This window comes from Sphingobacterium sp. KH_072, assembly GCF_057837975.1.
The window spans coordinates 708,650-721,164 of record NZ_CM174457.1 but is presented as its reverse complement, the minus strand read 5'-3'; the positions used below and the strand labels follow the sequence as shown (position 1 = coordinate 721,164).

Sequence of the window (12,515 nt, the reverse complement as noted above, 5' to 3'; positions counted from 1 at the left end):
TGTAATGAGGATAAAAAATAAATTGGGTTTTAGTACAGAAATTTTGGAATAAAAGCATAGGGTTTTAAAAACATAAAACTGTAAAAGCATAAAAGCGGTAAAGCAATTTACAAGTTGTAAGGTTTTCCAGTTGCTAAAAATGATTACCCACCAAGCGGTAATAAAAGCAAATAACAATCAAGAAAATTTCCAAAAGGGGAATACAGGCATATAGGAAATAGGTACTATTTAAATAAACCAATATTCAAACCTGCCAAACAAATAAAATGTGTAACAATAAATCTTTAAATAATGGAAACAAAAAAGAAAACTTTAAAAATTAGTTTTTCAACGCCTAAAGGCGGTGTTGGAAAATCTACTATGACCGCATTACTTTCAAGTGTATTGCATTATCGTTTAGGTTTTAATGTCCTTGTAATGGATTGTGATTTCCCACAACACAGCTTAGCCAATATGAGGGAAAGGGATTTGAAAACTATTATGCAGAATGATTACCACAAAAGAGCTGCAATGAAGTTGTATCAAAGTATCAATAAAAAAGCATATCCGATTATCAGTTGTAAACCGGAGGATGCCTTGTCAAAGGCTTTAGAATACGTAAATCAATCTGCAATAGAGCCTGATATAACTTTTTTTGATCTTCCCGGAACAGCTAATACAAAAGGTGTGCTCACGACCTTAAGAACAATGGATTTTATTTTTTCTCCAATTAGTGCTGACCGTCTAGTTATGGAAAGTACACTGAGCTTTACTAAAGCATTCCTTGGCTTGCCCGAAACGGAGGAGAGTAATGAAGATCAGAAAATGTGGATGTTTTGGAATCAGGTAGATGGTCGAGAGAAAACAGGAATATACGAGGCTTATCAAAGCGTTATTAACGAACTCGATTTATCTGTGATGAATTCTCGGATAATGGATAGTAAACGTTTCAGAAAAGAGACGGACGATACACCGAACAGTGTATTTCGGTCAAGTCTGTTACCTGCCGAACCTCAACTAATGAAAGTAACGAGACTGGATTTATTTATTGAAGAATTTTTAAAAATTGTTAATCTCTAAAATAGTTAAGTATGTCAACAGATAAGAGAAGAAAAGATTTTGATAAGCCCGATGTTGATGAAGAATTAATCATGAATATCATGAGTGGTAATCAATCTGTTACTATACCCGAAGTTATTCAACAACAGAAAATACAGAAGGAAACAAAACCAAAAGCCCGCAATAGCTCCCTAAAGAAGGTGGATTATGAGGAGACATTTCTGGTCAATCGTTTTCCTTCAGGTCGAAACGGAAAGGTCGTTTACATTCGTCCAGAATATCACGAAAGGTTGTTACGTATAGTACAATTAACAAGAGAAGAAAAGACTACACTCTATTCTTATATCGACAACATTCTTGAACACCATTTTAGAGAGTACGGGGACGATATTACAGATTATTTCAACGAACGTTTTAAACCAATTTTATAGTTATGGAAATTGTAATAGTAATATGCCTGCTGATCGTCATTGTCCTGCTTTTGCAGGATAAGATTATCATTAAGAAAAGGTCAAAACAAAAACCTCCGCAAAAGAAAGTCAATCCGGATCTGCCCGATATTATGGGACAGCCCAAACCCGTAGAACGCCTTTCAGTGCCAAACACTGCCAATGAACGCCAGATTGAGGAACCAGAGGTAAATCCCGATAATTTAGACATTGAATACGACGAAAATGAAAACAGGAGTATTCAGATTCCGCAGGAAGAGCTGGATGAAGTTTTTAGCAATCAACCTGATTTTGAAGAAGAGGAAGAAGAATGGAACAGGTACGGAATATCTGGTGGCGATAATGGTTTTGCCCAAGGGGTTACCTTTGAAGAACTAAGCTCCGTGGGGATGTTGCTTCAGCAAGAAAAACTGGAGTCATCTCAAAAGGAAACAGCGATAGCAATCGTTCAGAAAATACAGGGAACCGAATTATTTAGTCTGCTGGAAAATTCTATAGCGGGTGCATCCAGTAAAATTGCCAAGCTATTGGATAGCTCACTCTCATCTGAAACGGAAATCAGTTCTTCCACTTTGCGGAACAATGATTTAGATGATTTTGATATTGGGGAGTTTGTCTGAAACGGAATTATTTTAATTGAGCCTGAAAAACTAAATTTCAGGCTCAACTTATTTTTACATTTACTTTGCCAACTTCAATATTCTGTAAGCCCCTCTTGCTACAATTACAAATACAATAGCTCCAATAATCAAATCTGGATAACTTGAATTGAGCCAATTAACTAAAAGACCAGCAACAATAACTCCCGAATTGATAATGACATCATTTGATGTGAATATCATCGAAGCCTGCATATGCGCTTCTTTACTTTTGTTCTTTTGTAAAAGATAAAGGCAAAATACGTTTGCAATCAATGCTAAAACTGAAACGACAATCATTGTCTTGAAATCGGGCATAGCTTCAATTCCCATACAACGTCTGATTACTTCAACGAAACCTATAATAGCCAGTAAGACTTGGAAGTATCCTGCAAATCTGGCGATGTTGTTTTTTAAAGCGATTGTTCCACCCACGGCGATTAATGCCAATGCGTAAACGACACTGTCGGCAAGCATATCCAAACTATCGGCTACCAACCCCATTGAGCCTGAAAAAACACCGAATAACATTTCCAATCCAAAGAACAGGAAGTTGATAATCAATACGATCCAAAGTAATTTCCGTTGCTTGTTGCTTGTATCTGTTTCAACAACGAAATTACTTTTTTCGGTTGAAACCAATGTCGTATTTAGATTCAGTGTTCCCAGAGCCAAAAAAATTGGCTCTGGGTTTCCATCGTGATAAACGTCTAATTTTCTATTGGCTATATCGAATTCCAATCCTTTTACCGTATCAAAGTCTTGCAGTTTCATACGGATTAATTGCTCCTCGCTTGGGCAATCCATTTTAGTTATATTGAATATGGTTTTTTCCATTTATTTTAAAGCTTAAATTTTATTCCTCCGTTAATCACAAATCCGTCCAAAGGTGCATAAATGTCTTTAAAAACTGGATTGGTTATTGTTCCTGTATAAATGCTGTCAAAGCGTGTTTGTCGGGTGTCGAGGAAGTTTTCAAAGTTGATGTACAGAGAAAATCTTTCCCAAATCTTTTCAGCCATAAATCCAGTAATAAAGTAATCTTTGCCCGTAGTTCCATTATTCAGTTTTTGGCGACTGAAATAATAGGCTTCCAGACCAATTTTCCATTTGTCTTCTATTTCATACATCAGGATGGAATTAATGCGGTGTTTTGGTGTTAAAGGGCTTTCTACAGTCGTTCCATTATGGTGTAATCGGGCATCTGTATAGGTATAACCCAAAAACAATTTCAGGTCATCATAACCAATTTTAATATTGGTTTCTGTTCCTTTGGTATGGATGTAGCCAGGAGAATTAACAAACTGATACAGATTTGCCGAGGAGTTTTCAAGTAACAAGGGATTATCCAAATAGGTGTAAAAGAACAATTGATTTATGCTAAATGACCAATCTTCCCCAATGTAGGTGCGGTAATTGATGTCTGCATTTGCTCCATAACTTTTTTCCAATTTATTGGTCTTGTCGTCAATGGGCATTACATTTTGATATTGTAGGCGTTCGCTTTCTTCCGTAAAAATGGTAGGTGTTTTATAGCCAAATCCACCACCAACTCGTGAAGTTAAGCCCTCGGCAATGTGGAATAGAGCCGAAACTCTCGGTAAGAATACCACCCCATAATCCACAACATAATCCGTTCTAAAACCTGTTTCCAATTGAAACCAATCCGTAGCATTAAAAGAATTTTGTACAAAAGCACCGAATGTAGTCTGATTATAATCTCTCAACGGAGATGCCATAATCTGCTTTTCTTTGAAATTATCCGTCCAAATATTAATACCTGTGACCCATTCCGATTTTTCAGTACTGTTGGTGTAGTTGGCTTCGGTAAAACTTGCTGTTTGTGTTCCCTCAAACTGATAGTTTGGAATGGTAGTATTTCGGTTAAAATAACTTACACTATTTTTGACTTGAACAGTACTGTTTTCATTGATGATATGGTCGAAAATAAATTGTGTGGAATAGCGTTGTGTTTTATTTTCCTCAAAATATTGGTTTGTATTATCTCCATTTCCTTTGATGTAAAGCATATCACCTCCCAAACGGCTCTCGATCGTTGTGTTGATACCGAAGTTCAGTTTCGTCTTTTCATTGAAATAAACGAAGAGCTTCGGATTCAGTACATAGCGTTCGAATTGTGGAATAGCGGATAGTGGAGTTGCTACCTTTAGTGCGAGACAGATTTAATCAGTAATTTTAAATTTGATGATATGCATAGAAAATTTGATGATTCGTTTAAGATAATGGCTGTTGAGCTGAGTATTGTGAAAGGCTCAGTTTCGGAAGTGGCCAAGGAGCTGGATATCGATCCCAGTTTGCTCAGTAAATGGCGCAGGAACCCACGTTTCAATGGCAACAAAGTTCTTCCGGACAACCCCAAGATAAGCCCCCAGGAGCAGGAGTTGAGGGTTTTGCGCAAAAAACTAAAAGATGCGGAGCTAGAGCGCGACATCTTAAAAAAGGCCATCGCCATCTTCTCCAAGGGAGACGGTCCATATACCGGTTCATAGCAGCGAATCGAGAGGTATATTCCGTAGAGAAGATGTGCGATGTATTTAGTGTTAGCGCTAGTTGTTTTTACCGCTGGTTGGTTTCTCCAGAGTCCCCTGGTGAACAGCGGGTTAAAATACTTGTTGAGAAAATACAAAAAATACACAAGGAGAGTGATTGTATATATGGCAGCCCAAGAATAACAGCTGAACTGCATAAAGCTGGAGACCCGGTTTCCAGATCCTATGTAGCAAGGTTGATGAAGAAACATGGTATACGCAGTAAAGTGAAAAAGAAGTATAAGGTGACAACAGATTCCAGCCATGGCTATCGGATAGCTGAAAATCTCCTCCAAAGAGATTTTTCAGCGGATACCCTGTCGCAAAAGTGGGTCGGCGATATCACCTATATCCATACCAGCAAGGGCTGGCTTTATTTGACAACCGTTATTGATCTGGCGGACAGAAAAGTGATCGGGTGGTCTTTGAGCACCGATATGACAGCTGAAAACACCTCGGTAGCCGCCATGAACATGGCTGTTGGGAACAGAGCTCCCAAGAATGGACTGATCTTTCACTCCGACAGAGGGGTTCAGTATGCCTGTGACGAATTTAAATCGATACTCAGGGATAATAATATAACCCAGAGTATGAGTAGGAAGGCAAACTGTTGGGATAATGCGGTGGCTGAGAGCTTCTTCAAATCACTAAAAGCTGAAATGGTCTACCACAGAAGATTTATTGATCAGCAGTCCGCTAAATTAGAGGTATTCGGATATATTGAAGGCTTTTACAATACCAGAAGAACACATTCGGCATTAGGGTATAAAACACCTAAGCAAATGGAAGAAATGCTGCTGAACAAAGAAAAACTAGCAGCGTAAAAAAAGTCTCTCATTTTTAGTTGCAGTTCCATAGTCCGTTCTTAGCAGGATCATAAGCTGCGTTACGGTTATGGGAAGCAAATATAGTTGTTCCAATTTTATTAAACCTTTGTCCATAAAAGCCGTTTATATCCAAACCCCTGCCGGATGTTCCATTGAGGTGAAAACCTAAATCTCTCTCATAGGTCGGCGTTTTGGAAATCAGATTGACCAGTCCAGCTATTGCTCCGCCTCCATATAGTGTAGATGTAGAGCCTTTGATGACTTCTACTTGTTTGAGGTCAAGTGGTGGTATCTGTAACAAACCCAATCCACTTGAAGCACCTGAATAAATGGGGAAACCGTCTTTCAGGATTTGTGTATATCTTCCATCAAGTCCCTGAATACGAATACTTGCATTGGCACTGGTAGGCGAAGTGGTTTGTACGTGAATACCTGTGCTTTCCGCTAAAAGCATACGAATATCTCCCGGTTTCATGTTCCCTTTTTCGCCCAGTTCTTCACTTCCAATAAATTCAATACGGGTAGGGATATTTTGTATACTCCTTGTGCTTCTTGTGGATGAAATGACAACTTCCTCTAACTCCTCTGAACTTTCTTTGAGTAAGATTTCAATAGGACTGTTGTCAGCTAATGGAAATTCCAATGTATCTATATAGTCGTTAAAACCGATATAGCTAAAATGTATTTCCTGTATCCCATCAGGAATATTTTCTATTATGATGAGACCGTTTTCGTTTGATGTAGCGGCAAGCGAGGTTCCTTTTATAGATGCTGTCACTCCAATCAAAAGATTTTTGTTTTCACTGTTTCTAATAACAGCATTTAAAGTGTTTTGTGCAAATACACAGAGATTTAGTGTCATAAAAAATGACACAAAGACTATTTTTTTCATTGTATAAAAAAACATTAATGTTTGAAAAATGAGAATTGACGGTTTGTAGCACCGTAATCTGTTATTGTGCCGAAGACACTAAAAACATTAATTAATCTTAGGGGGTTGCCAAATGGAAGAGAGGAAGTCTGAAACAGCTGACGCTGTTATTACACCTAATTTCTTTTTAGGTTGTTGGACATAATTGGATGTTAAAGCATAAAAGGAAGTAATTACAAATCCAGTACAGGTATTGCATTTAGAAAAAGGCGAGCAACATTCCATACCGCAATCGTCGCTATCTTGTTCTTGACTATTTGTTGTTTGATTCACTAGGTCAAAACATTTATCTTCCATAAAGCTTGGCAAGGTCGATAAGACCAAAACCATTAATGCTAATATGTACGACAAGGATTTCATTTTACGAAGATAGTAAAAACCTCTCTCTTCCTGTCAACACCTCTCTATTTTCTTTAGCAATTCAGCCACCCACAGCCAAACAATTCCTCTCACTGCCACTTTGTTAGAACGCTTTGATTTCTGAAACACCTTTGTCACGAAGCTCGCAAGAAGCGGGAAGACAATAACAATTTAATGTGTTTCAATTATGAAAAAACAAAGAAAAAAAGTTTTGATGGCAGTCGTTGCAATGCTATCAGGAATGGGTGCATTCGCACAAGGAAACGGTACAGCAGGTATCACCGAAGCTACCCAAATGGTCACCTCTTATTTCGACCCTGCAACTCAATTAATTTATGCCATCGGTGCCGTTGTTGGGCTAATTGGAGGTGTTAAGGTGTACAACAAATTTAGTTCGGGCGACCCAGACACAAGTAAAACGGCAGCATCGTGGTTTGGAGCTTGTATCTTTTTAATCGTTGCGGCTACCATCCTTCGTTCATTCTTCCTGTAATCCTTTGTCCTATGAGTATTTATAACATCAATAAAGGGATTGGAAGAACAGTAGAGTTTAAAGGACTGAAAGCACAATACCTCTTCATTTTCGCAGGTGGATTGCTAGGTACGCTCATCTTCGTGATGATACTGTATATGGCTGGGGTCAATTCCTACATCTGCTTGTTTCTGGGAGCAGGCGGTGCATCACTGATTGTGTGGCAAACCTTTTCATTGAACAGGAAATACGGCGAACACGGATTAATGAAAGTGGGAGCAAGAAAAAGGCATCCTCGCTACATCATCTGTCGCAAGCCTGTACACCGCTATTTAAAATTCACTCCTAAATCGAATGCCGTATGAGAAATGTATCAAAAACGACCACATTGGAAAATAAATTTCCTTTGCTGGCTGTAGAAAACAATTGCATTCTTTCCAAAGATGCAGACATTACCGCCTGTTTTGAAGTGCGTTTACCCGAACTGTTCACGGTCGCATCTGCGGAATATGAAGCCATTCATTCTGCTTGGCATAAAGCGATCAAGACCTTGCCAGATTTTACGGTTATCCACAAACAGGATTGGTACATCAAAGAGAACTACGCACCTGATTTAGCAAAGGAAGATCAAAGTTTTTTAGCTAAATCCTATCAACGCCATTTCAACGAGCGACCGTTTCTAAACCATTACTGCTACCTCTTCCTAACCAAAACCACCAAAGATCGGATGCGGATGCAGAGTAACTTTAGTTCGCTTTGCAAAGGCACGTTGATCCCGAAAGAAATCAGGGATAAGGAAGCGATCCACCATTTTATGGAAACCGTGGCGCAGTTTGAGCGTATCGTGAACGATAGTGGTTTTGTAAGCCTAAAACGCCTCACCGAAGATGACATTATCGGCACGGATGAAAAGCAAGGATTGCTGGAACAATACCTTACCCTTTCTAGAGAAGTCGGTACACCGATGCAAGACATTGCGCTTGGGGCTGAGGAAGTCCGTATTGGAAACAAAAGATTAAGTCTGCACACCTTGTCCGATACAGATGACTTGCCTACAGCGGTTTCAGCAGATACCCGTTTTGAGAAACTATCGACCGACCGAAGCGATTGCCGTTTGTCTTTCGCTGCTCCTGTGGGATTGTTGTTAAGCTGTAATCATATTTACAACCAATATTTATTTTTGGATAATAGCGAAGCTAATCTCCAAAAGTTTGAGAAGTCCGCACGGAATATGCACTCTTTGGCTCGGTACAGTCGTGCCAACCAAATCAACAAAGAGTGGATCGAAAAGTATCTGAACGAAGCACATTCGTTCGGACTTTCTTCTATTCGAGCACATTTCAACATTATGGCCTGGTCGGAAGATCCAGCAGAGCTTAAACAATTGAAGAACGATTGCGGTAGTGCATTGGCATTAATGGAATGCAAACCTCGTCATAACACGACCGACGTAGCTACTTTGTATTGGGCAGGAATGCCGGGTAATGCCGCTGATTTTCCAAGTGAAGAAAGTTTCTATACGTTTATAGAGCCTGCCTTGTGCTTTTTTACGGAAGAAACCAATTACCACAATTCGCCTTCTCCGTTCGGTATCAAAATGGCGGATCGTTTGACAGGAAAGCCCATCCATTTGGATATTTCGGATTTACCGATGAAACGTGGGATTATCACCAATCGGAACAAATTTATATTGGGACCATCGGGTTCAGGAAAATCGTTCTTCACCAACCACATGGTGCGTCAATATTATGAGCAAGGTGCACACGTGTTGCTTGTCGATACAGGTAATTCTTATCAAGGATTATGCGAGCTGATTAAGGGTAAGACCAAAGGCGAAGACGGTGTGTATTTTACTTATACCGAAGACAACCCGATTGCTTTTAATCCATTCTATACCGACGACGGTGTGTTCGATATTGAAAAAAGGGAAAGTGTCAAAACGTTGATACTTACGCTTTGGAAACGTGATGATGAACCGCCGACCCGTTCGGAAGAAGTGGCACTTTCCAATGCCGTGTCCGGTTATATCGAACGTATCAAAAACGAGGATGTTTTTCCGTCATTTAATGGTTTTTATGAATATGTAAAAGGCGATTACCGTACGGTATTGGAAGAAAAACAGGTTCGTGAAAAAGACTTTGATATTGCCAATTTTCTTAATGTATTGGAACCGTACTACAAAGGCGGAGAATACGACTATCTGCTGAATTCGGACAAGCAATTAGACCTATTGTCAAAACGGTTTATTGTATTCGAGATAGATGCCATAAAAGACCACAAAATCCTGTTTCCGATAGTCACAATCATCATTATGGAGGTGTTCATCAACAAGATGCGGAGGCTGAAAGGTATCCGCAAGCTGATACTGATTGAGGAGGCTTGGAAAGCGATTGCAAAAGAAGGAATGGCAGAATACATCAAGTATTTATTTAAAACCGTCAGGAAGTTTTTCGGAGAAGCCATAGTCGTAACCCAAGAGGTCGATGATATTATCCAATCCCCGATTGTGAAAGAAAGTATCATCAACAATTCTGATTGTAAAATCCTCTTAGACCAACGCAAGTATATGAACAAGTTCGATGATATACAGGCGATGCTTGGATTGACTGAAAAGGAAAAGGCACAGGTGCTTTCCATCAATATGAACAACGATGCCGGTCGCTTGTACAAAGAGGTTTGGATAGGATTGGGCGGAACACATTCGGCAGTGTACGCAACGGAAGTGAGCCTTGAAGAATATTTGGTGCGCCCATAAGGGCATATAGTGAATGTGGTTTGGCAACCACTGGGCAAGTGTTTATAACGCCCATCAACAGCCGACTTATCCGAACGGGAAACCCGACGGGGAGTGTAGCATGTCGGAAAAGCCATAAGTCAACTAATTGTCGTGTTGCGACTGAATGGCGAGTTGAAAAGTTAGATATAAGGATGAAGTCTTGATTGATTGAACGACAGTCCGAACGGTCAGTTCTTAGGCAGTGACGGAAGACAGTTACCAACGTCACTTTGTGGTAATATCCTATTGACAGGTAGTAGTGATAGCATAAACAGACCACAACGTAACTGCAATAAGCAGAAAAGGGCGAACATCGCATCCGACAATCTAACGTGCCAATAGTTGCTATATGTCTAAATGGGGATTGCCTAAGTCGGAATGCCACAGGCGTGGCTATGGAAAAAGCTCCTGAATATCCGATACGGCAACGGAGTCTCCGTAGTAGTCCGAGCAGGGGAAAGCCCTGTACATGGCGAAGGGAGACAGTCAATTTAGTTTAATACGATTAACGGAAAATGTGAGAGACATTATGAGAAATCCAGAAAAAGTATTGAAAAGTCTAATAAGGCACAGCAGAAACACGGACTATAAGTTCGAAAGGCTGTACAAGGTTCTGTTCAATGAAGAGATGTACTTTATCGCCTATCAGAAAATCTACAGTAAAGTAGGCAATATGACAGCAGGAGTTGATGGAAAGACCATCGACGGAATGAGTATATCCCGCATTGAAAGGCTGATTGCATCGTTGCGAAACGAGACCTATCAGCCAAACCCATCCAAGAGGACATACATTCCGAAAAAGAACGGAAAGAAACGTCCGCTTGGTATACCATCTTTTGATGACAAATTAGTGCAGGAGGTTATCAGAATGATATTGGAAGCAATTTATGAGGGTAGCTTTGAGCATACTTCACATGGGTTCCGACCCAATAGAAGCTGTCACACAGCCCTATTAAGCGTCCAACAGTCATTCACTGCTGTACGGTGGTTCATCGAGGGCGATATAAAAGGCTTCTTCGACAATATCAATCACGAAATATTGATTGGTATCCTAAAGGAGCGTATCGCTGACGACAGGCTCATTCGGTTGATACGAAAGTTCCTCAATGCAGGGTATATTGAAGATTGGGTGTACCACAAAACATACAGTGGCACACCGCAAGGTGGGATTGTAAGCCCCATCCTTGCCAACATTTACCTTGATAAACTCGATAAATATGTCAAGGATTATATCAAGGACTTCGATAAGGGTAAAAGAACTACGGCAACACGCCAGTACAGGGTACACGAACAGAGACGATACCGCTTGGCCAAGAAACTCAAATGTGAGACAGACGAAACTGTCAGAGAGCAGATGATTAAGTACATCAAAGAGTTGAGACAGGAAAGAAACAAATATCCAGCTTATGACAAGATGGATGGCAGTTTCAGAAAGTTAAAATACGTTAGATATGCGGACGATTTTCTTATCGGGGTCATAGGTAGCAAAGAAGACTGCAAAAAGATAAAGGAAGACATCAAGGTTTACCTTGATGAAAAGCTGAAACTTGAACTGTCTGATGAAAAAACCTTGGTGACTAATGCTAAGAAACCAGCCAAATTCTTAGGCTTTGATGTCTCCGTGCGAAACTCCGATGAATCCAAGAGAGATAAGCACGGTAGAACCGTAAGATGTTTCGGAGATAAGATTGTACTCCGTGTCACAGCAGACGTGATGAAGAAAAAGCTACTGAGCTATAATGCCATGAAACTGGTAAATGAAAAAGGCACAGAAGTTTGGAAACCACGCTCACGCTATTTCATGAAAGACTTGGATGACTTAGAAATCATCAGTCAGTACAACGCTGAAATACGGGGCTTTTACAATTATTACTCAATTGCCAACAACAGCTCGTTTGTCCAGTCATTTTCTTACATCTTGGAGTACAGTATGTACAAAACGTATGCACTGAAATACCAAACTTCAATCAGTCAGGAAAAGACTAAAAGATGTATCAACGGAGTGTTTTCCATTCCCTACAAAAACAGGAAAGGAGATATAATGTACAGACGCTTTTACAAAGAGGGTTTCAAACGCCAAAAAGCTGCCCGTGGTGCTTACGTGGATAGTTTACCTGTCACGGTTACCATTACAGGAGGAAGAAACAGCCTTATAACAAGGTTGCAAAACCAGAAATGCGAATTATGCGGTACCAACGAGAAACTGGAAATGCACCATATACGCAAATTGAAAGACCTGAAAGGTAAGCAAGACTGGGAAAAACGAATGAGCGCAAGGAGAAGAAAAACCTTGGCAGTATGCTCAAAATGCCACGATAAGATACACGCAGGCAAGTTAGACTGAATAAATTGATGGAGAGCCGTATACCTGGAGACAGGTACGTACGGTTCGGGGGAGAGTTCTTGGAAACCTACCATAGTCAATATGGCAAGGCGCCGGGTCCTTATCCTACGCTTACACGACAGAAGAAACCG

At 40.1% G+C, this 12,515-nt stretch carries 11 protein-coding genes and 1 pseudogene; 9 read left to right on the top strand and 3 right to left on the bottom strand.

Annotated elements, in window-relative coordinates; translation table 11 throughout:
- Positions 1-291: 291 nt before the first annotated feature.
- Genes AC3IRT_RS03460 through AC3IRT_RS03450 form a run of 3 tightly spaced genes read left to right on the top strand, consistent with a single transcriptional unit; the run spans position 292 to position 2,107 of the window.
- The gene (locus AC3IRT_RS03460) at positions 292-1,059 is read left to right on the top strand and encodes a ParA family protein (protein ID WP_148917754.1); all 768 of its coding nucleotides are present in this window, start codon (positions 292-294) and stop codon (positions 1,057-1,059) included.
- A gap of 11 nt (positions 1,060-1,070) precedes the next feature.
- The gene (locus AC3IRT_RS03455; protein ID WP_002993187.1) at positions 1,071-1,469 is read left to right on the top strand and encodes a DUF3408 domain-containing protein; all 399 of its coding nucleotides are present in this window, start codon (positions 1,071-1,073) and stop codon (positions 1,467-1,469) included.
- A gap of 2 nt (positions 1,470-1,471) precedes the next feature.
- A complete protein-coding gene (locus tag AC3IRT_RS03450) occupies positions 1,472-2,107 on the top strand; it encodes a hypothetical protein (protein WP_002993186.1) in 636 nt (211 codons plus the stop codon).
- A gap of 60 nt (positions 2,108-2,167) precedes the next feature.
- On the opposite strand, the gene AC3IRT_RS03445 is transcribed toward AC3IRT_RS03450, so the two are convergent.
- Positions 2,168-2,962: a cation efflux transmembrane domain-containing protein gene (locus tag AC3IRT_RS03445; protein ID WP_094280386.1), complete on the bottom strand. Its 795-nt coding sequence runs from the start codon at positions 2,960-2,962 to the stop codon at positions 2,168-2,170.
- Positions 2,963-2,967: 5 nt separating this feature from the next.
- A complete protein-coding gene (locus AC3IRT_RS03440) occupies positions 2,968-4,155 on the bottom strand; it encodes a TonB-dependent receptor plug domain-containing protein (protein WP_489395116.1) in 1,188 nt (395 codons plus the stop codon).
- Between the two features lie 180 nt (positions 4,156-4,335).
- Between AC3IRT_RS03440 and AC3IRT_RS03435 the strand changes: the two are divergent.
- Positions 4,336-4,539 (top strand): annotated as a pseudogene (locus AC3IRT_RS03435) (transposase); the annotation flags it as partial.
- Positions 4,452-5,498, top strand: coding sequence for an IS3 family transposase (locus AC3IRT_RS03430; protein ID WP_489395111.1), 1,047 nt, complete (start codon positions 4,452-4,454; stop codon positions 5,496-5,498). The pseudogene AC3IRT_RS03435 and the gene AC3IRT_RS03430, both read left to right, overlap by 88 nt.
- Positions 5,499-5,514: 16 nt before the next feature.
- On the opposite strand, the gene AC3IRT_RS03425 is transcribed toward AC3IRT_RS03430, so the two are convergent.
- Complete coding sequence (locus AC3IRT_RS03425; RefSeq protein WP_489395115.1) at positions 5,515-6,393, bottom strand: TonB-dependent receptor; 879 nt, start codon at positions 6,391-6,393, stop codon at positions 5,515-5,517.
- Positions 6,394-6,979: 586 nt separating this feature from the next.
- Here AC3IRT_RS03425 and AC3IRT_RS03420 point away from each other — a divergent pair.
- From AC3IRT_RS03420 to AC3IRT_RS03405, 4 genes are all read left to right on the top strand, one after another.
- Positions 6,980-7,285, top strand: a complete 306-nt coding sequence (locus AC3IRT_RS03420; RefSeq protein ID WP_115170698.1) for a DUF4134 domain-containing protein — start codon at positions 6,980-6,982, stop codon at positions 7,283-7,285.
- 11 nt (positions 7,286-7,296) lie between these two features.
- Positions 7,297-7,629 carry a DUF4133 domain-containing protein gene (locus tag AC3IRT_RS03415; protein WP_115170697.1) on the top strand — a complete coding sequence of 111 codons (333 nt, stop codon included), beginning with the start codon at positions 7,297-7,299 and terminating at the stop codon, positions 7,627-7,629.
- On the top strand, positions 7,626-10,019 hold the full coding sequence (locus tag AC3IRT_RS03410) for a TraG family conjugative transposon ATPase (protein WP_489395114.1): 2,394 nt from the start codon (positions 7,626-7,628) through the stop codon (positions 10,017-10,019). The genes AC3IRT_RS03415 and AC3IRT_RS03410 overlap by 4 nt, the downstream gene beginning before the upstream one ends.
- Before the next feature lie 649 nt (positions 10,020-10,668).
- A complete protein-coding gene (locus AC3IRT_RS03405; RefSeq protein ID WP_489395113.1) occupies positions 10,669-12,384 on the top strand; it encodes a reverse transcriptase domain-containing protein in 1,716 nt (571 codons plus the stop codon).
- Positions 12,385-12,515 lie beyond the last annotated feature (131 nt).